This window comes from Xanthomonas arboricola pv. juglandis, from assembly GCF_905367715.1.
Classification (GTDB): domain Bacteria; phylum Pseudomonadota; class Gammaproteobacteria; order Xanthomonadales; family Xanthomonadaceae; genus Xanthomonas; species Xanthomonas arboricola.
On sequence record NZ_HG999362.1, the window covers coordinates 3,845,741 to 3,871,727 of the forward strand.

22 protein-coding genes and 2 other RNA genes are annotated in these 25,987 nt (G+C 66.5%); 17 read left to right on the top strand and 7 right to left on the bottom strand.

Annotation, left to right across the window (positions count from 1 at the left end; all coding sequences use genetic code 11):
- The first annotated feature begins 6 nt into the window (after positions 1-6).
- The 5 genes from hemW (at position 7) to KHN93_RS16645 (ending at position 5,974) form a co-directional block, all read left to right on the top strand.
- Positions 7-1,164 (top strand): radical SAM family heme chaperone HemW, encoded by a 1,158-nt coding sequence (gene hemW, locus KHN93_RS16625; RefSeq protein ID WP_211920822.1) that lies wholly within the window; start codon positions 7-9, stop codon positions 1,162-1,164.
- A 221-nt stretch (positions 1,165-1,385) separates the two neighbouring features.
- A complete protein-coding gene (locus KHN93_RS16630) occupies positions 1,386-3,812 on the top strand; it encodes a DUF1631 domain-containing protein (RefSeq protein ID WP_211920824.1) in 2,427 nt (808 codons plus the stop codon).
- A complete protein-coding gene (locus tag KHN93_RS16635; protein WP_024938115.1) occupies positions 3,809-4,156 on the top strand; it encodes a PilZ domain-containing protein in 348 nt (115 codons plus the stop codon). The genes KHN93_RS16630 and KHN93_RS16635 overlap by 4 nt, the downstream gene beginning before the upstream one ends.
- 65 nt (positions 4,157-4,221) lie before the next feature.
- Positions 4,222-5,547 (top strand): Xaa-Pro dipeptidase, encoded by a 1,326-nt coding sequence (pepQ, locus tag KHN93_RS16640; RefSeq protein ID WP_211920826.1) that lies wholly within the window; start codon positions 4,222-4,224, stop codon positions 5,545-5,547.
- Between the two features lie 28 nt (positions 5,548-5,575).
- Positions 5,576-5,974 (top strand): XVIPCD domain-containing protein, encoded by a 399-nt coding sequence (locus tag KHN93_RS16645; RefSeq protein WP_024938113.1) that lies wholly within the window; start codon positions 5,576-5,578, stop codon positions 5,972-5,974.
- Positions 5,975-6,154: 180 nt separating this feature from the next.
- Here the strand turns inward: KHN93_RS16645 and KHN93_RS16650 are convergent, their stop codons facing one another.
- Together KHN93_RS16650 and KHN93_RS16655 are read right to left on the bottom strand one after the other, a co-directional pair.
- The gene (locus KHN93_RS16650) at positions 6,155-7,495 is read right to left on the bottom strand and encodes an aminopeptidase P N-terminal domain-containing protein (RefSeq protein WP_211920830.1); all 1,341 of its coding nucleotides are present in this window, start codon (positions 7,493-7,495) and stop codon (positions 6,155-6,157) included.
- Positions 7,496-7,508: 13 nt separating this feature from the next.
- Positions 7,509-8,051 carry a YecA/YgfB family protein gene (locus tag KHN93_RS16655; protein WP_024938111.1) on the bottom strand — a complete coding sequence of 181 codons (543 nt, stop codon included), beginning with the start codon at positions 8,049-8,051 and terminating at the stop codon, positions 7,509-7,511.
- Positions 8,052-8,287: 236 nt separating this feature from the next.
- On the opposite strand from KHN93_RS16655, the gene KHN93_RS16660 reads away from it, so the two are divergent.
- The 8 genes from KHN93_RS16660 to KHN93_RS16695 all read left to right on the top strand — a co-directional run bounded on the left by KHN93_RS16660 (position 8,288) and on the right by KHN93_RS16695 (position 12,694).
- Positions 8,288-8,509, top strand: a complete 222-nt coding sequence (locus tag KHN93_RS16660; RefSeq protein WP_024938110.1) for a TIGR02449 family protein — start codon at positions 8,288-8,290, stop codon at positions 8,507-8,509.
- Positions 8,506-8,805 (top strand): cell division protein ZapA, encoded by a 300-nt coding sequence (locus KHN93_RS16665; RefSeq protein WP_016903560.1) that lies wholly within the window; start codon positions 8,506-8,508, stop codon positions 8,803-8,805. The genes KHN93_RS16660 and KHN93_RS16665 overlap by 4 nt, the downstream gene beginning before the upstream one ends.
- A 96-nt stretch (positions 8,806-8,901) precedes the next feature.
- Positions 8,902-9,086, top strand: a non-coding RNA gene (gene ssrS, locus KHN93_RS16670) — 6S RNA.
- A 260-nt stretch (positions 9,087-9,346) separates the two neighbouring features.
- Positions 9,347-9,937, top strand: a complete 591-nt coding sequence (locus KHN93_RS16675) for a 5-formyltetrahydrofolate cyclo-ligase (RefSeq protein ID WP_102585206.1) — start codon at positions 9,347-9,349, stop codon at positions 9,935-9,937.
- A complete protein-coding gene (locus tag KHN93_RS16680) occupies positions 9,934-10,404 on the top strand; it encodes an EVE domain-containing protein (protein ID WP_211914225.1) in 471 nt (156 codons plus the stop codon). The genes KHN93_RS16675 and KHN93_RS16680 overlap by 4 nt, the downstream gene beginning before the upstream one ends.
- A 107-nt stretch (positions 10,405-10,511) precedes the next feature.
- Positions 10,512-11,159, top strand: a complete 648-nt coding sequence (gene rpiA, locus KHN93_RS16685; protein WP_016903557.1) for a ribose-5-phosphate isomerase RpiA — start codon at positions 10,512-10,514, stop codon at positions 11,157-11,159.
- Between the two features lie 163 nt (positions 11,160-11,322).
- The gene (locus KHN93_RS16690) at positions 11,323-11,772 is read left to right on the top strand and encodes a DUF192 domain-containing protein (protein WP_104555318.1); all 450 of its coding nucleotides are present in this window, start codon (positions 11,323-11,325) and stop codon (positions 11,770-11,772) included.
- Between the two features lie 40 nt (positions 11,773-11,812).
- Positions 11,813-12,694, top strand: a complete 882-nt coding sequence (locus KHN93_RS16695; protein ID WP_039519192.1) for a SirB1 family protein — start codon at positions 11,813-11,815, stop codon at positions 12,692-12,694.
- 104 nt (positions 12,695-12,798) lie between these two features.
- Here KHN93_RS16695 and KHN93_RS16700 read toward each other — a convergent pair.
- Positions 12,799-12,875, bottom strand: a non-coding RNA gene (locus KHN93_RS16700) — sX9 sRNA.
- Between the two features lie 60 nt (positions 12,876-12,935).
- Complete coding sequence (locus KHN93_RS16705) at positions 12,936-13,175, bottom strand: rubredoxin (protein WP_047129247.1); 240 nt, start codon at positions 13,173-13,175, stop codon at positions 12,936-12,938.
- 23 nt (positions 13,176-13,198) lie between these two features.
- Between KHN93_RS16705 and thiE the strand changes: the two genes are divergently transcribed.
- Positions 13,199-13,822 (top strand): thiamine phosphate synthase, encoded by a 624-nt coding sequence (thiE, locus tag KHN93_RS16710; RefSeq protein ID WP_211920832.1) that lies wholly within the window; start codon positions 13,199-13,201, stop codon positions 13,820-13,822.
- Positions 13,823-14,696: 874 nt separating this feature from the next.
- Here thiE and KHN93_RS16715 read toward each other — a convergent pair.
- Positions 14,697-17,873: a TonB-dependent receptor gene (locus KHN93_RS16715; protein WP_211920835.1), complete on the bottom strand. Its 3,177-nt coding sequence runs from the start codon at positions 17,871-17,873 to the stop codon at positions 14,697-14,699.
- 308 nt (positions 17,874-18,181) lie between these two features.
- Between KHN93_RS16715 and hemL the strand changes: the two genes are divergently transcribed.
- The 3 genes from hemL (at position 18,182) to KHN93_RS16730 (ending at position 23,996) form a co-directional block, all read left to right on the top strand.
- On the top strand, positions 18,182-19,471 hold the full coding sequence (gene hemL, locus KHN93_RS16720) for a glutamate-1-semialdehyde 2,1-aminomutase (protein WP_104555316.1): 1,290 nt from the start codon (positions 18,182-18,184) through the stop codon (positions 19,469-19,471).
- Positions 19,472-19,959: 488 nt separating this feature from the next.
- Complete coding sequence (locus KHN93_RS16725; RefSeq protein ID WP_211920838.1) at positions 19,960-22,731, top strand: winged helix-turn-helix domain-containing protein; 2,772 nt, start codon at positions 19,960-19,962, stop codon at positions 22,729-22,731.
- A 74-nt stretch (positions 22,732-22,805) separates the two neighbouring features.
- Positions 22,806-23,996, top strand: coding sequence for an FAD-dependent monooxygenase (locus KHN93_RS16730; protein ID WP_211920842.1), 1,191 nt, complete (start codon positions 22,806-22,808; stop codon positions 23,994-23,996).
- 224 nt (positions 23,997-24,220) lie between these two features.
- Here KHN93_RS16730 and azu read toward each other — a convergent pair whose 3' ends face one another.
- A complete protein-coding gene (gene azu, locus KHN93_RS16735; RefSeq protein WP_016903022.1) occupies positions 24,221-24,670 on the bottom strand; it encodes an azurin in 450 nt (149 codons plus the stop codon).
- A gap of 91 nt (positions 24,671-24,761) precedes the next feature.
- Positions 24,762-25,964, bottom strand: a complete 1,203-nt coding sequence (locus KHN93_RS16740) for a pyridoxal phosphate-dependent aminotransferase (RefSeq protein ID WP_211920845.1) — start codon at positions 25,962-25,964, stop codon at positions 24,762-24,764.
- Positions 25,965-25,987 lie beyond the last annotated feature (23 nt).

Consider the following 25,987-nt stretch of genomic DNA (forward strand, 5'->3'; position numbering starts at 1 on the left):
GACGCAGTGCCCGACCTGATTCCACCGCCGCTGTCGCTTTACGTGCACCTGCCCTGGTGCGTGCGCAAATGCCCGTACTGCGATTTCAACTCGCATGCGGCCAAGGGCGTGCTGCCGTTCGAGGACTACGTGGATGCGTTGATCCGCGACCTGGATGCGGACCTGCCGCTGGTGTGGGGGCGCGTGGTGCATTCGGTGTTCTTCGGCGGCGGCACGCCGAGCCTGTTTCCGCCCCAAGCCATCGACCGGTTTCTGCAAGCCGCCGCCGCGCGGCTGCGCTTTGCACCGAATCTGGAGATCACCCTGGAAACCAATCCAGGCACCGCCGAGCATGGCCGCTTCGACGGCTATCGCGCCGCTGGCGTGAACCGGCTGAGCTTCGGCGTGCAGACCTTCGACGATGTAGCACTGCAGCGGCTGGGTCGCATCCACGACAGTGCCGAGGCCGAGCGTGCGATCAAGCTGGCGCAGGATGCCGGCTACGACAATTTCAATATCGACCTGATGTACGCGCTGCCCGAGCAGACCCTGGCACAGGCCGAGCGCGATCTCGAACGCGCCTTCGCGCTGCAGCCCACCCACATGTCGCATTACCAGCTCACGCTGGAGCCGAACACGGTGTTCTTCGCGCGGCCGCCCAAGGGCATTCCCGACGACGATGCGGCCTGGGACATGCAGGAACATTGCCAGCGTCTGCTGGCCGAGGCCGGCTACGCGCAGTACGAAGTGAGCGCCTACGCCAGGCCCGGGCGGCAATGCGCGCACAACCTCAATTACTGGCGCTTCGGCGATTACCTGGGCATCGGCGCCGGGGCGCACGGCAAGATCAGTTCCGGCGCCGAACAGCATGTGCTGCGACGCTGGAAGCACAAGCACCCACAGAGTTACCTGGCCAGTGCCGGTAGCGCGGCGTCGATCGGCGGCGACGAGATCGTGCCGCGCGAGCGGCTGCCGTTCGAATACATGCTCAACCTGCTGCGCCTGCACGAGGGCTTCTCCCTGCGCGACTTCGAAGTCTCCACCGGCCTGAACGCCTCGGTCATCGAGTTGCCTGTGGCCCGTGCGATTGCGCAAGGCTGGATGACCGCGCAGCACGGACGCGTGGTGCCGACCGAGCTGGGCCGCCGCTTCACCAATGACGTGGTCGAGCTGTTTCTGGCCTGATGCGGCGATCGCGGCGCGGCACAGCAGCCAGCACGCCGCGCCGTGATCGGTAGCGCACGCGACAGCACTGGCGCGTAGATCCAGCGATTTTGCGTCACACGTGCCCTCGTATGAGGGTAGCGACCGTAGCGGGCAAGCCGCGTCATGCGCCCGCGCGGTCGCTGCCCGGCGGAAAAACATGCTACATAGCTCACGCCTCGCACCGAGCCCGCCTCCCCCAGATGTCCACTCCCGCCTCCTCCCTGCAGCACATGCTCAGCGGCCCGATCGCCGATGCGCCGGTTTCCGCGCGCGGGCGGCGCCTGCTAGCCGCGCTGCATGCGCACTGCGTGCAGGCGCTCAGCGGGCCGCTGCGGCTGACCATCGTCGAGCTGGAACGCGAACTGCTGCATCAGGCCGAGCATGCACGCAACAGCCAGATCCAGGCCGAAACCTATGCGCAGACGCGCGGCCTGCGCGACCACATCGATCGGTTTCCGCAGGCGTTCCTGCAGCAGCTGGCGCAGGACCTGGCCACGCTGCGCGATCGCCCGTCGCTGATGCCAGCAGCCGATGCATCGGCGCATCCGCAGATGCTCACCCTGGTGGAGGACACCGATATCGATCGCGATATCGTGCTCAGCGAGATTGCGCGCCGTGAGACCTCCCGCCGCGCCGATGCGCTGCAATTGCTGGCGCAGCGGGTGGCGGTGATCGGCGCGGTGGCCGAGTTCGAACTGGAAGCAGTGCCGCTGGGCCCGTACGCCTTGTGCCGCGTGCTGCGCCAGTGCGGCGAAACGCTGGGACTGAGCCTGGACGGGCAGCTGACGCTCTACCGCGTGTTCGAGCGTCAGGTCATCGAGCGTTTGAACGATCTGTACGAGCGCGCCAACGGCACGCTCGCGCAGGAGGGCATCCTGCCGGGACTGATCTATCACCCTTACCTGGTCAAGCCCACCCAGGTGCAGACGCGGCGCGCAGCGCCTGCAGCAGCCACCGCACCGAAGGATGCTGCGGCCGCCAGCACGCGCGCGCTGCCGCCGCGCAACGGGCGGCCTGCAACCGGCTGGAGCGGGCAATCGGCACCGACACCGTGGCAGAGCGCCCTGCTGGATGCGCCCGCTCCGCCGATGACACTGGCAGGGGCGACCTACGGTGAGCAGGCAGCACCCGCCCTGAGCGATGCAGTGCAGGCGCTCGGCGGCCTGATGTCGTCGGCGCGTCAGGCGCAGGCGGCCGGCACCGCAGGCGCAGCGGCGAATCAAAGTTCTGCAAATCACGGCGCAGCGCCTGCGACCAGCGCGCAGGCAACACCCGAAAAAGCATCTCCCCGGCTCGCCTCCTCGGCCGTACCCAAGGCCGCCGTCAGCGACGCACTGGCCAGCCTGCAGGGCACGCTGGCGGCACAGGCAGCAGCGGCGGCGCAGCCCAGCGGCATCGATGCGGTGCAGCGCCAGCTGCTTGCCTTGCTGCGGGCGCAACACGGCCCCGACGCCGCGCTGTCGCCGCAGGACACCGACACCTTCGATCTGCTCGGCCTGCTCTACGCGCAGATGCAACGCGAAGTGCGCGAGCAGACCCCGGCGCAGGCCCTGCTCGCCAAATTGCAGGTGCCGGTGGTGCGCGCGGCCTTGGCCGATACGCATTTCTTCGTGCGCGACCAGCACCCGGTGCGCGAATTGCTCAACACCGTGGCCGAGTCCGGCGCGGTCTGGCTGGGCGACGACGATGCCGACCCGCAGTTGCTGCACAAGCTGGGCAGCGCGGTGGACCGGATCGTCAACGACTACCAGGGCGACGAGGCCGTATTCGCAGCAGCCAACGACGATATCCAGGCGCATCTGCGCGCCTTGGCGCGCAAGGCCGACCTCGCCGAGCGCCGCCATGTGGATGCGGCGCGCGGCAAGGAGCGGCTGGAGTCGGCCAAGCAGCAGGCCGAGGCGCGCATTGAGCAGTTGTGCGAGCAGAGCATCCCGCCGCGCTTCGTGCAGGCGCTGCTGCGTCAGGCATGGTCGGACGTGCTGACGCTGACATTGCTGCGCCAGGGCGAGCAATCGCCCGAATGGGACGAGCGCCAGGCCCTGACCGCGCGTATCGCCGAAGTCACCTGCCGCAGCAAGGGGCAACCTGCCGACATCGCGCTCGGCACCGAGATCGAAACCGCGCTGCTGCAGGTCGGCTATCACCACGATGAAGCGGCGGCGATCGCGCGGCGCCTGTCCACGCCCGGCGGCGAGGACGAGACGACCTCGCGCACCGAGCTCGCCACCAGACTCAAGGCGCGCACGCGGCTGGGCGACCAGGGCGACAGCGCACCGCGCAAGGACATCGCCGGCCCGCGTTCGCCGGCCGAAGAGGCCTGCTACACGCAGCTGCGCAGCCTGCCGTTCGGCAGCTGGTTCGAGTTCGTGATCAACCAGCAGGGCGACCTGCGTCGGCAACGGCTGTCCTGGTACAGCCCGATGACCGGCAACGCGCTGTTCGTCAATCAACGTGGGCAAAAGGTCGCCGAGCACTCGCTGGATGGCCTGTCGCGGCTGATGGCCGGCGGCCAGGCGCGCCTGCTGGTCGAAGAGAAATCGCGCCTGATCGACCGTGCCTGGCATGCCACCGTGCGCACGCTGCGCAGCCTGGCCGGCCAGGCGCCCGTCGCGGAGGCCAACCCATGATTCAGGACACCCGCCGCGCACCGCGCCGCCAGCCGTCCGACCTGATACCGGTGACCGACATGCTCAGCGAGGCGCAGATCGGTCGGGTCGGCAATGTCTCGGAAACCGGCATGCTGCTGCTGGCCTCGGTTCCGCTGCATGACGACGCCCTGTATCAATTGCGCTTCAGCCTGCCCGAGCGCATCGGCCGTGCCACCGAGATCGATGTCGGCGTGCATCTGTTGTGGACCGAAGCCGCGCACGCACCCGGACAGGCCTGGGCCGGCTTCCGCTTCCTGACCATGTCCGAGCCGCATCGCCAACGCCTGCGCGCCTGGATCGCCGAAGAACACATGCTGGGCTGAAGGACAGCATCACCACGATTACGGCAAAATCGCGACCTGTCTTTGCATTGCCGATCGAGCCCCGCATGCCCCAGCCGTCCTTGAGCCACCTGTATTCCGACCACCTGCGCACGCTGACCGCGCGCGCCGACGAGGCGCTGCAGCGCGGCGGCTTCGACCACCTGGTGGTGCCCAGCGGCAGCCTGCATTACCAGGTGTTCGACGACCGCGACTATCCCTACGCGGTCAATCCGCAGTTCAAGGCCTGGGTGCCGCTGACGCGGGTGCCCAACAGCTGGCTGGTCTACACCCCTGGCAAGCGCCCGACGCTGATCTTCTGCCAGCCGTTGGACTATTGGCATGTGGTGCCCGAGGCGCCCAGCGGCTGGTGGGTGGAGCACTGCGACATCCACATCATCCGTACCCCGGACCAGGCCCTGGCGCTGCTGCCCAGGCAGATCGACCGTTGCGCCATCCTGGGCGAGCCGCAGAGCGCGCTCGGTGCGTATGTGCCCAACAATCCGCAGCCGGTGCTCGATTACCTGGAGTACCAGCGCGCGTTTAAGACGCCGTACGAACTGGCGTTGCTGCGCATCGCCCAGCAGCTGGCAGTGCGCGGCCATCGCGCCGCCGAAGCGGCCTTCCGCGCCGGCCAGAGCGAGTTCGGCATCCATATGGCCTACTGCGCCGCCGTCGGTCAGGACGCCAACGAACTGCCCTACGGCAACATCATCGCGCTCAACGAGCACGGCGCGGTGCTGCACTACACCGAACTCGGCCAGCAGCAGCCGCAGCCGCTGCGCAGCTTCCTGATCGATGCTGGTGCTTCGGCCTACGGCTATGCCAGCGACATCACCCGCACCTATGCCGCCGACCCCGGCAGCGAATTCCAGGCCCTGATCGATGCGGTGGATGCCGCACAGATCCGCATGGGCCAGAGCGTGCGCAGCGGCGTGGATTACAAGCAGTTGCACGTGGATGCGCATCTGGCCCTGATGGGCATCCTCAAAGACTTCCGCATCCTCACCGTGTCGCCGGAAGCTGCGCTCGCCACCGGCGTCAGCGCGGCATTCTTCCCGCACGGGCTGGGCCATCTGATCGGCCTGCAGGTGCACGACGTGGCAGGCTTTGCGGCCAGCGACCGCGGCGGCCGCATCGAACGCCCCGCCGGTCACCCGTATCTGCGCCTGACCCGCGTGCTGGAACCGGGCATGGTGGTCACCATCGAACCGGGCGTGTACTTCATCGACATGCTGCTGGACGAAGTGAAGAAGAACGGCCACGCCGCCAGCGTCGACTGGGCGCGCGTTGCACAGTTCAAACCCTACGGCGGCATCCGTATCGAAGACGAGGTGGTGTGCACCGATGGCGCGCCCGAAAATCTGACCCGCCCGGTGTTTGCCGCCCCTTGAATCCTTCCGCACCGCACGGAGCATTGCCATGAACGATCCACGCCAGTCCTCGCACCCCGACCATCCGATGTATCAACAGATCCAGCGCGGCGTGCATGCAATCGATGCGGCACATGGACGCACACCCGACCAGACCAGCGACCGGCTCAGCGCGGCGCTGTTGCCGCTGGCCAAGGAAGGCGGCCTGTCGCGCGTGGATCACGTGCTGATGAGCGAGGCCAACAATCGCGGCGTACACGGTGGCGAAAACGTGTTCGTGGTGCAGGGCGACCCAGCCAACCCGGCGCATCTGCGCGCGCACATGAAGACCGAGCAGGCATTGAGCACGCCGGAAGCGCAATCGTTCGCACGCGCGCAGCAACTGGCGACCCCGGGCGAACAGGTCCAGCAGCCCGAACGCACCCAGACGCCACAACTGGGCCAGTAAAACGGCGCGCAGCAAAACGGCCGGGCGTCTCATGCCTGCAAGGCGCCCGGCGCGGCTCGAACGCCGGCGCCGCCCTCAGCCGGATACGCCGCGCAATCCCAACCAAGCCGGCAGTGCGCGTGTTACTCGCAAGGCAATGCACCGATCCAGGTCGCGGCGGCTCATGGCGGCATGACCGCGCTATGCGCGCAACGCGTCGCGGTCCGCCATCTCCGCTTCGATCTCGTCGGCGCTGCGCGCCAGCGCATCGGTCAGCACCCGATGGCCGTCGGCGGTGATCAGCACATTGTCTTCGGTGCGGATGCCGATGCCGCGCCACCTGGCCTCCACCGTGGTGTCGTCGGCGGAGATGTAGAGCCCCGGCTCGATGGTGAACACCATGCCGGGCTCGAGCAGACGCGAGTCGCCAGCCAATCGGTAGTCGCCCACATCGTGCACATCCAGCCCCAGCCAGTGGCCGGTCTTGTGCCGATAGAAGCGCTTGTAATGGCCGTCGGCGATATTGCGCTCCAGCTTGCCCTTAAGCAGGCCGAGCTGCAGCAGTCCTTCGGTCAGGGTCTGCACCGCGTCCAGATGGCCGGCTTCGTAGGGCACGCCGGGGCGCGCCTGCGCCAGTGCGGCAGCCTGCGCAGCGCCGACCAGATCGTGCAGCGCACGCTGCGCCGGGGTGAAACGGCCGTTGACCGGAAAAGTGCGGGTGATATCGGCCGCGTAGCCGCGGTACTCGGCGCCGGCATCGATCAGCACCAGTTCGCCATCGCGGCTGCGCGCATTGTTGGCGCGGTAGTGCAGCACGCAGGCATTACTGCCGGTGCCGACGATGCTCCCGTACGCCGGCCACGCATCGGCGGCGCGGAACGCGCACTCCACCTCGGCCTGCAGTTCGTACTCGTGCACACCCGGCCGCGCCAACCGCATGGCGGCGCGATGCGCGCGCACGCTGATGTCGGCGGCGTGCTGCATCAAGGCGATCTCGTCGCGCGACTTGAACAGCCGCTGCTCGTGCAGCAGATGCCCGAGCTCGAGGAATTCATGCGGCGGCTGCGCGCCGTGGCGCACCTGCTCGCGCACGCGCTTAAGCCAGCCGATCAGCTTGAGGTCGAAGTCGACATCGCGCCCAAAGTGGTAATAGACGCGGCTGCGCCCTTCCAGCAGGCCCGGCAGGATCTCGTCGACATCGTCGATGGGGTACGCATCGTCCATGCCGTAGCGCTCCACCGCGCCTTCCTGGCCCTCGCGCGGGCCATCCCAGGCCTCGCGCTCGGCATCGCGCTCGCGGCAGAACAGGATCGCCTCGCCGTGCTTGCGGCCCGGCACCAGCACCAGCACCGCTTCCGGCTCGGGGAAACCGCTCAGATACCAGAAATCCGAATCCTGCCGGTACGGGTAGTGGGTGTCGTGGCTGCGCACCCGCTCGGGCGCGGCCGGCAGGATCAGGATGGCCTGATCGCCGGCCATCTGCATCAGCTGCTTGCGCCGACGCGCGTACTCGGCCGCGCCGATCCCGGTGAGTTTTTTCATGGCGGTCGTGCGGTCAGTTCAGACGTTGGCGGAAGCGCGGCCCCATCACGCAGTCGCCATGCAGCAACAGCACCGCCACGCGCACGAACTCCTCGATCTCCGCCAGGGCGGTGTCGTCTTCGTCGGCCGCATCGAAATCGTCGCTGGACGCCTGCGCCAGCCGCGCCAGGTCCTGCAGCGCCTCTTCGCCCTCTTCGGTCAGTGCCGGGCGCTGCTGCGCCGCCAGACCGAAGCCGCCCAGAAAGGCGCGACACCAGTCGAACAAGGCATCGGTGCGCGCCGCCAGCGGTGCGCCGTCGTCGATCAGCAGCAGTTCGAAGGCGAAATCGCGGTCTTCCAACTGCGCCACCGTGGCCTGACGCATCTGGTCCAGCGCCCCGCCCTGCCTGGGCGCCACCTGCGCGGTGTCGGCCAAAATGCGCGCCAGCCAGTCGCCGCTGTCGGCACCGCCACCGGAGAGCCACCCGCACAGCCCGCCATGCAACTCCGCTGCGGAGGAAGCCAACTCCAGCTGGCGACTTTCGTTTTGCACAGCGGTTACATCAGGCAGATCCATCGGGTCATCCAGGCTGGGAACAGGAGGTGCCGGCACATGGGCCGACGATTTGACTTCCCAGTGTATCAAGGCACCCCGCGTCGGCCGCCAGCGGCGCGTTCCATACGGGTTCCACGCGTGTGACGCCGGCCGCGCCGGGCGCGGTGCAAGCCCTTGTCGGGATTGGCCTGACGGCGGGTAAGCGGGCTGCGATCGGGCGCTTGACCGCCGCGCGCACGCGCCCCTATCGTGAGCGCATGGACAACGCCGCTGCCCTCGCCCAGATCCGCGCACTTGCCGCCCGTGTGGAGGCCCTGGTCGAGCGCAGCCAGCGGTTGACCGACGAGAACCGCAGCCTGCGTCACCAACAGGAGCAGTTGATCGGCGAGCGTGCGCAATTGCTGACCAAGAACGAACAGGCGCGCTCGCGCGTGGAAGCGATGATCGTGCGGTTGAAATCCCTGGAGCAGCACACGTGAGCAACAACGAGCCGGTCAGCGTGCGTATTCTGGATCGTGAATACACCGTTGGCGTCACCGCCGACGAACGCGAGAGCCTCACCGCTGCGGCGCGCTTGCTGGACCTGCGCATGCGCGAGATTCGCGGCAGCAATCGCATGGCAGCGGTGGACCGCGTTGCGGTGCTGGCCGCACTCAACCTGGCGCATGAACTGCAGCAGCTGCGCGATCAGCAAGCGCTGTACGACCGCGAACTGGCCAACACGCTGGACAGCTTGAATCGCCGCCTGGACAGCGTATCCGACACACCGCGTTGAGGTGCAGTTCGCACTGTCGTCGCAAATATGAACTTTCAATTGCGCCGGCCGACGAATGGGCTAGCCATCGCGCAGCAGAGGTCTATACTTCACCTGCGTTCTCTGCTGTAAACGACAGCGTGCAAAACATTCGCCTTGTCCCTTAATTACGACCACGGGGGCGCGACGAAGCCGGGAGTGCAAGTCCGCCTTGTAGCGGGAAGCCCGATGGCCTCACAACGTCCCCACTTGAACCCCGGGTTCAAGGTCGTTTCGCCCGCATCGTTCACGGCGGAGAATGCAAATCTGAAACGGCGCCTTCGGGCGCCGTTTCTTTTTGCTTGTCTCTGAAACGCACGGCACGCGCAGTTCGGCTGCGCCGCTGTGCAATGGCTGCGCCGAGACATGCGTGCGTGCGGCGCAACGTTGCCAGTGCTGCACGCACATGCGCTCATCGACAGACGGGAGACTTGCGGGCCCCGGTGATCGGTGGGACACGCGCAGCTAGGCAGGCGCGTCCACGCCATCGACAATATCCCTCCGCCTATCGCTGCGAGACGCCATGACAGACGACCGAGACGCCTTGCGCCAGCAGTTGCGTGCGCTGCGCCGCAGCCTGCCCGCAGCGCAGCGCCTGGCAGCCGCCGATGCGCTGGCCGAGCGCCTGCTGGCGCTGCCGTTCGCGCCGCAGACCGGTGCGGTGGCCGGGTACTGGGCAATGGATGGCGAAATCGCGCTGCACCGCTGGCAACTGAGCCTGCCGGCCGGCGTGCGCTATTGCCTGCCGGTGCTGGACGGGCGCGTCCTGCGCTTTGCGCCGTGGCGGCCGGGCCAGGGGCTGGTCAGCAACCGCTACGGCATCCCCGAGCCGGACGTGGCGCGCACCGAGCTGCTTGCACCCGAGGAGATGGCGCTGGTGGTAACGCCGTTGACCGGCTTCGACGCGCAGTGCCGACGGCTGGGCATGGGGGGCGGCTGGTATGATCGCAGCTTCGCGTTCCGGCATCGCCAGACGCCGCCGCCCTGGCTGGTCGGCGTCGGCTTCGCCGCGCAGCAGTTGCCCGCCCTGCCCACCGAATCCTGGGACGTGGCGGTGGATGCGATCTGCACCGAACACGCCACCTTCCTGAAAGACGACGCCGTTTCCGTATGACTGCCCGCAAGCGCTACTGGTTGATGAAGTCCGAGCCGGACACGTTTTCCATCGATGATCTGGAACGCGTCGGCACCGAACCGTGGAACGGCGTGCGCAACTACCAGGCACGCAACTTCATGCGCGACGGCATGCATGTCGGCGACGGGGTGTTGTTCTACCACTCCAACTGCAAGGTGCCGGGCATTGTCGGCATCGCCAAGGTCGCCAGCGCGGCGTATCCGGACGACACCCAGTTCGATCCCAAATCCGATTACCACGACCCCAAGACCACCCGCGAAGATCCGCGCTGGATGCTGGTGGATGTGGCCTTCGAGCGCAAACTCACGCGCACGATCGCATTGGACGAAATCAAGCAGCAGGCCGACGCACTGGGCGAAGGCTTCCCACTGATCGCCCGCGGCAACCGCCTGTCGATCCTGCCGGTGACCGCCGCGCAGTGGAAATTGTTGCTGGCGATGGAGTAGCCGTGATTGGAGATTCGGCAATGGGGATTCGCCCATCGCCGTCCCACGCGACCTGCTCTTGCGATTCCCCAATCCCGATTCCCGATTCCCCAATCCCGAGCCCCCAAATGTCCGAAGCAAAACGCCTGGCCGCCGAAAAAGCGATCGATTACGTGGAAGACGGCATGATCGTCGGGGTCGGTACCGGTTCGACGGTGGCCTACTTCATCGATGCCTTGGGCCGCATCAGCCACCGCATCAAGGGGGCGGTGTCCAGCTCCGAGCAGAGCAGCGCGCAGCTCAGGCGCCACGGGATCGAGGTGCTGGATCTCAACCACACCGGCAATCTGTCGCTGTATGTGGATGGCGCCGACGAGTGCGACCCGAACCGTTGCCTGATCAAGGGCGGCGGCGCGGCGTTGACGCGCGAGAAGATCATTGCCGAGGCCAGCGAGCGCTTCATCTGCATCGTCGACCCGAGCAAGCAGGTGCCGGTGCTGGGCAAGTTCCCGCTGCCGGTGGAAGTGATTCCGATGGCGCGCAGCCTGGTGGCCCGCCAGATCCTGGCGCTCACCGGCGGTCAGCCGGTATGGCGCGATGGCGTGGTCACCGACAACGGCAACGTGGTGCTGGACGTGCACAACCTGCAGATCACCGACCCGGTGGCGCTGGAGCGCAGCTTGAACCAGATTCCCGGCGTGGTCTGCGTGGGCCTGTTCGCGCGTCGCCCGGCCGATGTGGTGATCGTCGGTGGCGAGCCGCCGCGTGTGATCTGAGCGATCGCGAGCAGGCACGCGCATACGCAGTTGCGGCCCGCGTTGCGAAGCGACAGCGGGCCGGACTCCTGTCACCTGCGATGACGGTACGACGCACCACAGCGGCTTGACGCACGCGGCCGCTTGGCAGATGGTGCGGCATCCCCGCCCACTGGTATGCCGCATGCGCCGTCTTTGCCTCCTCGCCCTTGCGTTGTTGATCCTGCTCAGCGGCTGCGCCAGCGGCGGCGGCACATGGGTGGAACTGGCCGGCACGCGCTACCAGGTGGAGCTGGCGCAGAACGATGCCGACCGCGCCAAAGGCCTGATGTTTCGCGATGCCATGGCCGACGATCACGGCATGCTGTTCGTCCACGACCGCCAGGAACCGCTGGCGTACTGGATGAAGAACACCAAGATCGCGCTGGATATCCTGTATTTCGACAATGAGCGCCGGCTGGTCTCGCAGCAGCGCGACGTGCCGCCGTGTTCGGCCGGCGACGCCTGCCCGCCCTACCCCAGCAAGCGCCCGGCCCGTTACGTGCTGGAACTCAATGCCGGCCAGGCCGCCAGGCTCAACCTGCAGGACGGCGCCAGCCTGACCCTGAGCCCGGATATCCCAAAGCTCAAGTGAATCTCACGCGACAGGCCCTTCCTGTCAGGAAGTACCGGACTTGAACCACGCGCCGCTTGCCGACACTCTTGGCAACATGGTCGACATGCTCCCACTTCCCCATTGGACTGCGCTCGCCAGCCTGGACGACGACGCAGTGCCGTTGATGTCCACCGCGCTGCTGATTGCGCGCGACGAGTATCCGCAGCTGGACGCCGAGCTGTACGACACGCTGGTGCAAAGCCACGTCGAGCACCTGCGCCGCGAGGTGGAGGCGATCGACCTGTGGCCGCTGAAGATGGCCGCGGTCAATCGCTACCTGTTCGACGAGCTGGGCTATTCGGGCAATCACGACGAGTACTACGACCCGCGCAACAGCTACCTCAATCAGGTCTTCGAGCGCCGGCTGGGCAACCCGATCTCGCTGGCGATGGTGCAGATCGAAGTCGCGCGCCGGCTGGGCATTCCACTGGCGGGCGTGTCGTTTCCCGGGCATTTCCTGGTGCGTTTGCCAGTGGACGACGGCGTGCTGGTCATGGATCCGTTCAACGGCGGCCGCCCGCTGGGCGTGGACGAGCTGCGCGAGCGCGCGCGTCCGCACCTGGGTGGCGAGATCCCCGACGACCGCGCCCTGGCGCAGATCCTCGACCCCGCACCGCATCGCGCGATCCTGATCCGCATCCTGCGCAATCTGCACGGCGTCTATGCCGATGCCGAGCACTGGGACCGCGCCGCGCGCAGTGCCGACCGCATCCTGAAGCTGGTGCCGGACCAGCCCGAGGCGCTACGCGATCGCGGCATGGCCTATCTTCATCTGGGCCACCGCAACGGCGCACGCCACGATCTGTCGCGTTATCTGCAGCTCAATCCCAGTGCGCAGGATGCGACCAATCTGCATGAGCATCTGGTCGAGCTGAATAGTCAGCGTGCGCGCGCGCACTGAAAACACAGACCGCCAGGCCCTCGCCGGCGCCATGCGACCGTGTGCCGGCGATGTTGTGGCGCGAAAAACGCAGCGACCCAGCTGAGCCGCCAAGGCAGTAGAGCGGCGAATAAAACGTAGCGAGCGGTCGTCAGGTGGGTGCGGACAGCGCGCTCAGAACCGGAGTGTACGAGTGGTACATGCCGATCCCGAGCACCGCAGCGCCCGCCTGACGGCGGCGCAGTAGCTTTGTTGGCCGCTCTCAGTCGATCTCGACCATCTCGAAGTCGTCCTTGGTCACGCCGCAATCGGGGCAGGTCCAGGTCTCCGGGACGTCTTGCCAGCTGGTGCCCGGGGCGATGCCTTCTTCGGGGATGCCGTCGGCCTCGTGGTAGAGAAACCCGCAGACGACGCACATCCAGGTGCGGTAGGTGGTCGTGGATGTCTCGCTCATCGGATAATCGCGGTCACGCAACGGTGGGGCTGCATTGTCCCATCCCACCCACCGCTTCCGGAAGCGCTGCCATGCCCGACCTGCACAACGCCCGCGGCGTCTACCTCATCACGCCCGACGAACCCGACACCGCGCGCCTGATCGCGCGCACCTTGCCGCTGCTGCCCGCTGTCACCTGGCTGCAGTACCGCAACAAGCAGGCCACCGCGGCGCTGCGCCTGGAACAGGCCAGCGCGCTGCGCGAGGCGTGCGCTGCGTACGGCGTGCCGTTGATCATCAATGACGATGCGCAGTTGGCGTTACAGGTTGGCGCGCAGGGCGTGCATCTGGGCGAAGACGATGGTGAGACGGCCGCGGCGCGTGCACTGTTGGGCGAACAGGCCATCATCGGGGTGTCGTGCTACGACGAGATCGCGCGCGCGCGCGCAGCGGTCGCGGCCGGTGCCAACTATGTGGCCTTCGGCGCGTTCTTCCCGACCACCACCAAGGTGACGACACGTCGTGCCACGCCGGCGTTGCTGCAGCAAGCCGCAGCGCTGGGAGTGCCGCGCGTGGCGATCGGTGGCATCGCGGCTGCGCAGGTGCCCGGCTTGGTGGCTGCAGGTGCCGAGTTGATTGCAGTGGTCAGCGGCGTGTACGCCGCGCCGGACCCGCTCGCGGCAGTGCAGGCATATCGGGCCGGGTTTGCACGCTAGCGTGGCCGACAGACGGCAGAAGTTACCCGTGACACGCACAAGCGAAGACGCAAGAGACCGAGACTCGAGTCGAAGCGTTGTTTATTAGATGCAGTCAAAAGCTCGGTGGGTCGAGCGCGCAGCCCCTCACCGCTCGCGGGACACGCCGTGAATCCGTCCATGGAGGCTCCTTGGTGGCATCCATGCCGCCAAGGGTCCCGCAATCGGCGGGAACACCGCACCAGGAGATTGGTCGGTGACCAAGTGAAAAACCAGCTTGTCGCCAGACCTGCGTGAGGTACTCAGAAAGTCCTAGGGTGCATGTCTAAAGCCTGCCTGTTGCTCGAACTGCAACGGGGTTTCGGACGCAACGTCATCCGAACAACGCGCGTCATGCTCTGCTCTCAACCAGGCACACCAACCATCCCGATTGGTCCTTGCCCGCCCACCGTCGCGGGACCTTACGCGGCATGGATGCCGCGTAAGAGCCTACAGGGACGTACTTGCGGCGTGTCACGCGATGGTGGGCGGGCAAGGGCCCCGCAGCCAAACTGCAGATCAACTGCTCTACAACTGATCTATCACGCGTCATGCTCTGCTCTCAACCAGGCACACCAACCATCCCGATTGGTCCTTGCCCGCTCACCGTCGCGGGACCTTACGAGGTATGGATGCCGCGTAAGAGCCTACAGGGACGTACTTGCGGCGTGTCCCGCGAGGGTGGGCGGGCAAGGGCCCCGCAGCCAAACTGCAGATCAACCGCTCTACAACTGATCTATGCGCGCGACCAATCCTCCAACAGCGCATACGAAGGGCGGCGTGACGTACAAACAACAAGGCAGCGACGCATGCCATCACGCGTCGCTGCCGGAACCGACCTTATCGCCTGGCGCGATTAGAAGTCGTAGCTCAATGTCACCCGGCCCGACCGCGGTGCCTGGTAGGCCACGACCTGATCCCAGAGCGGATTGGTGGTGTTGTCGGGCAACTGCGAGAACGGGTAGATGTTGGTTGCGGTCTGCTCGTTGGTGATGTTGAACACGTCAAAGCGCAGTGCCAGCTTGCCGGCGGCAAATGCCGGCTTGTAGGTCACGCCCATGTCGAGCTGCGCGATCCAGCCCAGCCGCCCTTGCGAGCCGGGAGGCGACGCCACGCCGGTGCCGGTCTCCGGGTTGTAGCAATAGTGGTAAGGACCGCCGGTGATCGCGCTGCCACCGTAGCCTGCCGGGTCGGTGCCGGTGTAGTTGTCGCCGTAGTAGTTGCCCAGGCAATTGTGCGGTGCGCCCGAGATCAGGCTGAAGTTGGCCGACGCGCCCCATTGCGGAGTGAACTGATAGAAGCCGAACAACTTGAGCTGGTGGCGATGATCGTTGGATTGATCGCCGTTGAAGTGTTCCATCAGCGCCGCGTGGTCCCAGCTCTGCGTGGTGGAGACCGAGGCCTGGCCCTGGTAGCTGCCCAAAGCGCCGCCGGTGCGCCACAGGTCCGAACGCACCTGACCTTCGGTGGTGCCGTAGCTATGCGACCAGACGTAGTTGACCTTGGCGTACCACTTGCCGTCGAACGGACGTTCCAGATTGAATTCGACCGCCGAGTAATTGCGCTTGAACTTCGGGAAACCTGCCGCCTCGCGGCTCACCGACACTTCATGGAACTGGCCATCGGTGCCGATCACGCCCCAGGTGTTGGTCTGGCCCGGATTGATCAGCGATGCACCGGCAACCTGCGAGAAGTCGATGGTGACACCCTGCGCGGCAGCAGCGGCGATCAACGCCGTATTGGAAACGTCGTAGTTCTGATCGTCGATCCCCGCATTGAGCCGGCGATGCGTGCCGCGCACGCCCAGCACCCAGCCGGTGTCCAGCTGCTTGGTGAAGCCGAGGATGACTTCGTCCTGATTCTCGCCCTCGATGTCCTTGACCACCGCCGTACGCACGTCGGCGATGCGGCCGAAACGCGAATTGGCCGACACCGCCGAGCCCAGCTGCTGCGCCAGAATCGGCGTGCCATCGGCGTTGATGCCGCTGTAGGTGAAGTAGGTATCGGTGGTGGTGGCCGGGGTGAACAGGCTCACTGCCGATAGCGGCAGGCCGAGGTAATAACGACCGACGTTGCCGAACACCTTCAGGCTGGAATCGCCGTTGACGTCCCAGCTGAAACCCAGCCGCGGCGCCCAGGCATTATCCACTTCGATGTAGGGGTCGCCGAACGGGGTGTAGTTGGTGAACTCGTCCTTGCGCAGGCCGATGCTCAGCAGCAGGTTGTCGGTGACCTGCCATTTGTCTTCGATGTAGTAGGCGCGTTGCTTGGCCTCGTAGGAATACAGGCTGGTGTTGATGTTGCGCACCACGTAATAACCGCTGGACCCGTTGACCGGATCGACCAGGCCCGGGCTCGGCGCGCCGATGCCGCCGGCTTCGTTGGCCGACTGGCTGACCAGCCCGCCCGTCCGCAGGCCATTGGGATCGTTGGTCTGGCCGTAGGTCCACGCAAAGCCCGGGCCGGACAGCACCGAGCCCACATCGATACCCTCGGACTTCTGGTTGTCGATCCCGAAGTTGAGCGTGTGGTGGCCGATGCGCCATTCCAGATTCAGGCGCTGATTGTCTTTCTTGTATTCGCGATCCGGTGAGCTGACGGAGGTGACCAGCTGATTGCCGATGCGCGGTGTGCCGCCGGTGTAGGCCGGATTCTGCAGCGCGGCACTGTTGATGACCGGCCCGCCGGCCGCGTTGTAGTTGAAGGGCGTCAGCTCGTCGGGCGTTTTCATCTTGCCGTACAGCGCAGTCACGGTGAGGTTGTCGCTGAGGTAGCCGGTGTACTTGCCGGTGAACAAGGTCGGGCCGGTCTTCCAGGTGGACTCGTCGGTGAAATAGCTGCCACGCTGGCGATTGACATAGTCGTAGCGGTAGATCGACCCGTTGGTCTCTGCCTCGTCGCTGGCGCCGGTCACCTCGATCAGGTGGTTGTCGGTGATGTTCCAGTCCACCTTGGCGTACCAGCGTTTCTGCTTGTAGTCGTAATCGGTCAGACCACCGGTGCGGCCGTTGTCGGTGTCGCGATTGGTGCCGACGCGTACGCCGTCCGAATCCACCTGTTCGGCGGCCAGGAAGAAGAACAGCTTGTCCTGGATGATCGGCCCACCGACATAGGCGCTGTAGGTGGTCTGACTCGCTTCGGCCTCGCTCGCCGGCTGATACAGGCCATTGGCCGAGCGCGCGTAACGGTAGGCGGCATTGTTGATCGTGCTGCCCTGGCTGTCCGGGCGCCAGTAGATGTCGCGCTGATTGGCCTTGAGGCCGTTCGGCTCCCAGATCACTGCCGCGCCGAACTTCCACTCATTGGTGCCGCGCTTGCCGATCTGGTTGATCACGCCGCCATTGGCGCGGCCATACTGCGCGCCGTAGCCGCCGGTGAAGATTTCCTGCTGGTCGATGGCGCCGTACGGCAGGGTCAGGCCGCCCAGGTTGTTGCTGATGGTGGTGGTGTTGAAACCGTTGAGGTAATAGGCGTTTTCGCTGGCGGCCGAGCCGCCGAAGCTGGGCAGCGAGCCGCCGAGCGGGCCATTATCGAAACCGCCGCTGTTGACCACCACGCCCGGTGCGAGCAGCGCGATTGCCTCGGCGGTGCGGCCCAGCGGCAGCTGCTGCAGCTGCTCGGCGGTGACCACGGTGCGGGTGTCCACGCTGCTGACGTCGATGGTGGTCAGGCCTGCGGCGGTGACGGTCACGCTGTCCAGGGTCTGCATGCCGCTCCCCGACGCGGCAGCGAACGAGACGTCGGTGTTGGCGCCGACGGTGATCGCGACGTTCTCGCGCGTCTCCACCACCGCGCCGTCGCGCTTGACGGTGACCTTGTAGGTGCCCAGCGGCAGGTTGCCGGCGGTGTAACGGCCGCGCGCATCCACCGGTACCTCGCGACTGAACCCGCTGTTGTTTTCCACCAGCACGCTGGTGCCGCTGCTCTGCCCCACGCTGCCGACGATGCTGCCGCTGGTGGACTGCGCGTGGACGCTCCCCATGGCCACGACCAGCGCCAACGCCAAGGCACGCTTCTGGATACTACGGTTCATGCTGTCTCCCCCAAGTCTGGAACTGTCGGCAACGCGACAAAAATGAACGGCGCCAATGGCTACCGGAATCACACTCTCTGAACATCCGCCGCAGGAGGCCAATGACCGCGGGTCATCTGCTCATGCCAAACCGTCGATACCGTCCCGTTCGATCATAGGCAGCCGGGTTGCCCTACCCGCGCGCTCCGACGGGTAGGCAGGCACCTGGTGGGTAGGCGGACGGGGGCCGCAAGCCTGACAATGGCGAGTGCGCTGCCCGCAGTCGGGTCGCGCCGCCCCCACTCGGTACCACTCAAGGATCTGCGCGCATGAACCACACCCGCTCCCACGCCCTGTTCGCCCAGGCGCAGACGCTGCTGCCCGGCGGCGTCAACTCACCGGTGCGTGCATTCAAGTCGGTCGGCGGCGAGCCGTTCTTCGTGGCGCGCGCCGATGGCCCGTATCTGTATGACGTGGACGACAACCGCTACATCGACTACGTGGGCTCGTGGGGGCCGATGATTGCCGGCCACAATCACCCGGCAGTACGCGAAGCGGTGGAGCGTGCGATCCGCGACGGCCTGTCGTTCGGTGCGCCGTGTGCGGCCGAAGTCACCATGGCCGAGACGATCCACCGGCTGGTGCCGTCCTGCGAGATGGTGCGCATGGTCAATTCCGGCACCGAAGCCACGCTGTCGGCGGTGCGCCTGGCGCGCGGCGCCACCGGGCGCAACCGCATCATCAAGTTCGAAGGCTGCTATCACGGCCATGGCGACTCTTTCCTGGTCAAGGCCGGCAGCGGCATGCTGACCCTGGGCGTGCCGACCTCGCCGGGCGTGCCCTCCGGCCTGAGCGAGCTGACCGCCACCCTCAGCTTCAACGACTTCGAAGGGGCCACCGCCATGTTCGACGAGATCGGTGCCGACGTGGCGGCAGTGATCATCGAACCGGTGGTTGGCAACGCCAACTGCATTCCCCCGCAGGCCGGCTACCTGCAGCATCTGCGCACGCTGTGCACGCGGCATGGCGCGCTGCTGATCTTCGACGAGGTGATGACCGGTTTCCGCGTCGCGCTCGGTGGCGCGCAGGCGCATTACGGGGTCACCCCGGACCTGAGCACCTTCGGCAAGATCATCGGCGGCGGCATGCCGGTGGGCGCGTACGGCGGCCGGCGCGACTTGATGGAGCAGATCGCTCCGGCCGGCCCGATCTACCAGGCCGGCACCTTGTCGGGTAACCCGGTGGCGATGGCGGCCGGTCTGGCGATGCTGGAACTGGTGCAGGAGCCCGGCTTCCACGCCCGCCTGAGCGAGGCCACCAGCGTATTGTGCGAAGGACTGGAAGATGCCGCGCGCGCGGCCGGCATTTCCGTCACCACCAATCAGGTCGGCGGCATGTTCGGGCTGTTCTTCACCGACGAGATCGTGGAGAGCTACGCGCAGGCCACTGCCTGCGACATCACCACCTTCAACCGTTTCTTCCACGCGATGCTGCAGCGGGGCGTGTATCTGGCGCCGTCGGCGTACGAGGCCGGCTTCATGTCCAGCGCGCACGACGCGGCAGTGATCGAGGCCACACTGGCCGCCGCGCGCGAGGCGTTTGCGGAAGTGGCGCACTGAGGCGTCTTCGGACGCCGTCTTGTCTGGGAGCTGGCACGGACACGCTGACCTCGTGTGGCGTTGAAAGCCAGGCGTGATCGCGTGCCTCGCGATGCTCACCGATGGCGCTGGCCACAAGGCACGGGCCATCGGCGATGCCTGATGTGTATCTCGGGCCCGCGCCGACGCTGAACAGGCGCGGCGCCGGCGTTGCGTCCGGCTCCATGGCATCCGGATGGACTCGGCTGTTGCCTGGCGCTGGCGCACACCCTGCGCCAGCGCCAGCACCATTCAGGCGACGCCGCAACGACAAGCTTTGCTTTTGTCTTGTGGCTGTCATACCTTTCTGAAAGGTGTCCACGGATGGGCATGGGTGGGGACCCTCGAAGCAGCCGATAGGACGTTGTCGCCGGTCACGGTGACGCGATCTGCATCGCCGCTGTTTCATCACGATCTGCAGCGTGTCGAGCCGGCGCGCTGCCGACGCTTGCCAGGGCCGCCCTCGCCTCATGCTCAAGCCTGTTGCGTTGCTCACACCGCGCCCCTCACCGCCGCGCGATTCCGCACTTCCCGATTGGCTGCTTGCCAGCAAGCTGGAGCCGCCGCTGCCGCGTACCGGTGCGGTGGTGCGCGGTGCCTTGCTGGCGGCGCTGGATCAGGCCCAGGCCCGGCCACTCACCCTGCTGCTGGCACCGCCCGGATTCGGCAAGACCACGTTGCTGGCGCAGTGGCATGCGCAGCTGCGCGCACGCGAGCACAATGCCGTGGCCTGGCTGTCGCTGGACGAAGAGGACGCCGATGCCGCGCGCTTCCTTGGCCATCTGGCGTTGGCGATCCAGCACGCAGGTGCCGATCCGGCGCTGTGCGCGGCGGTGCTGCACAACCGCGACCAGGATCCGCGCGAGGCGGTGACGGTGCTGATCCGCGCGCTGCGCACGGCGCCACGGCGCATCAGCGTGATTCTCGACGATTACGACCGGCTCGGCAGCGGCATCGTCGACGAGCTGGTGCTGCGCCTGGTCGAACACGGCGGCGGACGCCTGCACCTGCTGCTGGCCACCCGGCGCGTGCCGGCACTGCCGTTGGCGCGGCTGGACCTGCAGGCGCAGCTCAGCCGTCTCGGCAGTGCGCAACTGGCGCTGGACGAGCACGAGGCGCAGGCACTGCTAGGGCCCCAAGTGCCTGCGCCGGTGGTGGACGAATTGCTGCGCTACACCGAAGGCTGGCCGGTGGCGCTGCATCTTGCGCGCCTGTGGCTGGAGGGCGGCGCGCAACGTCAACAGGAGGTGGCCGCGCGTTTCTCCGGCCGCAGCGCGCAGATTGCCGCGTACCTGGCCGAACAGGTGGTCAACGATCTGGATGCCGATACGCGCGATCTGCTGTTGCGAACCAGCCCACTGGAGCGCGTCAACGCAGCGCTGGCCGATGCGGTGCGCCAGCGCGACGACAGCGGCCGGCTGCTGGCGCGGCTGGAACATTTCCACGGCCTGCTGGTGCCCATGGATGGCGAGCGCGAATGGTTCCGCTATCACCCCTTGTTTGCCGACTTCCTGCAGCAACTGCTCGATCGTGAACATCCCGGCCAGGCCACGCACCTGCATCAACGGGCCGCACGCTGGTTTGGCGAGCATCAGCATCTGGCCGAAGCGGTGCGGCACGCATCGCGCGCCGAGTGCGGCGACCTGGCCGCCAGCTACATCGCGCGCGCCGGCACCTGGCAATTGGTGCTGACCCACGGCACGCACGAGGTGCGTGCACTGCTCCGGCATTTCGAACACCGCACCATCCGCGACACCCCGGCGCTGAATCTCACCCAGGCGCATCTGCACGCAAGGCTCGGCGAGTTCAGCCATGCGCGCCTGCTGCTGGAACGCTTCCGCGACTTTCCAGCGGCGTTGCGTGAGCCCTTGCAGCGCGACTACACGGTGGTGGTGGCGCTGTTACGCGATCGCCTCGACGAAATCTGCGGCAATCCGCATGGCCTGACCCAGATCGCCGCGCAGGCATCCGCGCTGGACGAAGACGATCATCTGGGCCGCGGCATGCTGCTGTGCATCTGCGCCACCACCGCCATTGCGCAGGGCGCCTTTGCATTGGCCGAACGCTACGCCCTGAACGCACGCGACGCGATGCAGCGCGGTGGCAGCGAACCGGGCGCAAGCCAGGCGCTGCTGGCGATGGGCCAGAGCTTTTTCTACCGCGGGCAACTCGGCGACGCCGAAGCCTGTTATCGGCAGGCCCTGAACTGGTGCGCGCGCACCCCACAACTGGATCGCGTGCTGGAGGCCGCCGGCCAGTGCCTGCTCGCGCAACTGCATTACGAACGCGGCCACCACGACGATGCGGCCGACCTGCTGCATCCGGCGCTGGAATTGCTGGAGCAGCACGACGGCGGCATGGACGTGCTGGCTGCCGCCTACGACACCGCGCTGGGACTGGAGCGTGTGCGCGACCACAGCGGGCGCAGTGCACTGGCGCTGCTCGAACACGTCGAACAGATCGCACACGGGCGCAAGCTGACGCGCCTGTCGGAGCTGGCTGCTGCCTGGCGCTTGATGCTGTTGCTGGAACACCCAGGCAATGCCGCCATCGATGTGGTGATCGCCCGTACCGGCGGCGAATCCGGCCTGGCGCATACGCTGCGCTCGCCCCACCGCTGGCGCGATCGTGCGGCGATGGGCTTTGCGCTGGCACGCTGGCACCGGCTGGCCGGACGCAGCAGTGCCGCGCTGACCATCCTGGGCCAGATCGAACAGGCCTGCCTGGCCAACGACAATCTGTGCCACCTCGCGCGCACCCGCGCACGCATCGCCCTCGTGCTGCAGCAGCGTGGCGAACTGGCCGCGGCGCTGCCGCATCTGTACAGCGCGCTCGATCATGTGGCGCTGACGCAGAGCTGGCAGGCGATCGTCGAGCTCGGACTGCCGGCCAAGGCAATGCTGCGCTCGCTGCGTCAACACGACCCGCAGACCGTCGGCGGCACCACCCGCGCACTCACCATCCAGGCCCTGCTTGAACGCCTCAGCGGCGACGAGGACCCGGCCGGCGACATCTTCAGCGAGCGCGAGCTGGAAGTGCTCGCGCAACTGGCACGCGGGTATTCCAACAAGCAGATCGCGCGCTGCCTGCACCTGTCGGAAAACACGGTCAAGTTCCACTTGAAGAACCTCTATCGCAAGCTCGATGCACGCAGCCGCGAAAGCGCGTTGGCGCAGGCCTTGCAACGTGGGTTGTTGCGCGCAGCATCTCCGCCCGGCAGTGCGGAGACGTCGCCAGGCTGACCGCCAGCGCCGGCGCTGGCTTCCGCCGATAAAAATACATCATGTATGATGTATTTTTATCGGGAGGTCACAGCATGGCTGCTCGCATCCTTGTCACTGGCGCCAGCGTTGCCGGCACCACCACGGCCTGGTGGCTTGCCAGGTATGGCCGCGATGTTGAAGTCGTGGAGCGCGCGCCGGCGTTCCGCGACGGCGGGCAGAACGTGGACGTGCGCGGCACTGCGCGAGACGTACTGCGCCGGATGGGCCTGGAGGCGCTGCTGCTCGAACGCAGCACCCGGGAGCGCGGCACCGATTGGGTCACCGAAGACAATCACGTGATCGGCCGCTTCGAAGCGGCGCACTCCGACACCGACGGCGGCCCGACTGCGGAGATGGAAATCCGCCGCGGCGATATTGCCCGGATCATCTACGAGGCTGCAGCGGCGCAAGGAGTGCGCTTCCGCTTCGGTGACAGCATCGAACACATTGAGCAGCACGACGGCGGCGTCCAGGTCACCTTTGCCGGCGGCCATCAGGAAACCTATGCACTTGTAGTGATCGCCGAGGGCGTCGGCTCGCACACCAGGGAGCTGGTTTTCCCTGCAGAAAATCGGCCGCGCTGGATGGACCTGACGATTGCCTACTTCAGCATTCCGCAGATCGCCAGTGACGGCGTCTATGCGCGGCAATACAACACGCTGGGTGGTCGGGGAGCGGTGGTGAAACCTGCACGCGACGGCAAGTTGGGAGTCTATCTTGGCATCCAGAAGCGACCCGGTCACGAGAACAGCCGGAGCGTGGCGCAACAGCGCGCCTTCATTCGTGCGCAGTTCTCTGCGCTGGGCTGGGAGTTTCCACGCATCCTGGATGCGATGACGGACGTCGACGACTTCTACTTCGATGTGCTGCGCCAGGTACGCATGGACCGCTGGTCCAACGGTCGGGTGGTCCTGACCGGCGATGCGGCATGGTGCCCGACCGCACTGTCCGGCATCGGCACCACGCTTGCGATCGTGGGTGCCTACGTCCTTGCCGGGGAGCTTGCCAGGTCGGACACGCCGGCAACCGCCTTCGCTCACTACGAACGCATCATGCGTCCCTTCGTCAAACAGGGGCAGAACATTCCCAAGCTGGTTCCGCGCCTGCTGTGGCCGCATACCCGCTTCGGCCTGGCAGTGCTGCGCAATGCCATCCGCCTGGCCAGCCGGCCCGCACTCAGGTCGTTCATCAACAACCATTTTGCACGGGACGCCAATGCCATCGCCTTGCCAAGCTACGAGTAGACCAACCGATTGACCGGGAAAGCCCGTTAAAAACGCAGACTACATCGCGTTCGGCGAAAGACGCTGATGCGCCAACGCCGAAACCAGAAGCAGCGTCCACGACGCTGGTTGGCGCTGCCGCCCGCCCCGGTCGCGATCGCTCTGGAGCACGCGACGCAACCGCGTGCCAACTCGCTCACACTTCACTCCTGCCGCGGCCACGCACACCTGCGGCACGTGACAGCTCAACCAAAACTCAGCGTGCCCTTCATCATCGCCCAGTGGCCGGGGAACGAGCAGAAGAAGGTGTAATCGCCGCCCTTGCTCAACTTGCTGGTGGGAAAGCTGACCGTGGTGCTGTCGCCACCGCCGATCACCTTGGTGTGCGCGATCACGCGCGCGTCGGCCTTGGGCAGATAGCTGTCGGCAATGGTGGAGCGTATGCCGGCATTGGCCACTGCCTGGAAGTCGGCGGACTTGGTCAGCACCCAGTTGTGCCCCATCACCGTGGCGGCCATCTTGCCGGAGTGCTTGAGCGTGAGGTCCACCTGCGTGCAGTCGGGCGCCAGCTTGATCGCGCTCTGGTCGAACTTCATCTGATCGTTGCCGGTGATGGTGACGGCGCAGGTACGCGCCCATGCCGAAGGCGCCAGCAGCACCAGACCAAGCACGGCAAATGTCGAAAACACTTTCAAGGGAACACTCCTGCGTTAAGAGATGCGCGACGCCCAGCGCGCCTGGCGACACCAGCGCGTTCGCATGCGCCGGTGGTGCCAGAGTAACGCCTCATGCGTAACGGAAAAAAGCATCCATCGGATCATGCACCGCTGCCGTGGCGTCCGGCAGCGGCAACGGGCCGCGCTTGCCGGCGATCACCTGCACGAAAGCCTGCTTGAAGCGTGCCATCTCCGCGTCGGTACCGACGGTGATGCGCGACCAGGTCGGCCATACCGGCCAGCTACGCCCGATGAACACGCCATGGGTGGCCATGTCGTCCTTGAAGCCGGCGGCCGGGCGCTTCACATCGACCATGAAGCAGTTGCTCTCCGAGGCGGTGCAGGCGTAGCCCTGTTTGGCGAGAAACTCCATCACGTCCTTGCGTGTGGCCGCAGTACGTGCGCGTCGCTGCGGCACCAGTGCGGGATCGCGCAGGCTGGCCAGGCCTGCGGCGGCGGCGGTCACCGGCAGGCTGTTGACGCTGTAGAACATCAGCTTGGCCAGCAGGTCCGGGCGCGCGGCCGCATAGCCCAGGCGAATGCCGGCCATGCCGTAGAGTTTGGAGAAGGTGCGCAACACCACCACGTCCTCGCCCGCGGCGACCATGTCGACCACGCTGCTGGTGCTCTGCGCGAAGTGGATATAGGCCTCGTCCACCACCAGCACGCTACCCTTGGGCTTGTGCGCCAATGCGTAGTCCAGATCCTTGCGCGCAGTGACCGAGCCGGTGGGATTGTTGGGATTGCAGATGTAGATCACGCCGGGGCTGGCGTCGGCGGCGCACATCGCCTGCACATCGTGCGAGAAGTCCTTGCGCAACGGCACCTTGATCAGTTTTGCGCCATTGCGGGTGGCGGCGCGCCAACCGGATTCGTAGGTGGGGTCGGCAGTGACCAGCGCGGCGCTGGGCGAGGTGAACGCCAGCATCGTGTAATCCAGCGGCTCGGTGGAGCCGGCGTAGGCCATCAGGTGATCGACCGGCAGCTTGAGCTCGGCGGCCAGGGTATCCATCAGCTCCATCTGCACATCGCGCAGGTAGCGTCCGCCTTGCGGTGCGATCTGCGCGATGGCCTTGACCGCGGCCGCCGACGGGCCATCGGGAAATTCGTTGGAGCCGATCATCACCGGCGACAGCGCACTGGCCGGTGTCGGCGCGACGGCGGCAGAACGTTCGGCGGCGCTGGCCAGCAGCGGCAGCGCACTTGCACCGGCAGCGCCGGCAAACAGCGCGGAATCGCGCAGAAACGAGCGGCGCGAAAGAGCAGTTTTCATGACAACCTCCAGCAGGACGGCAC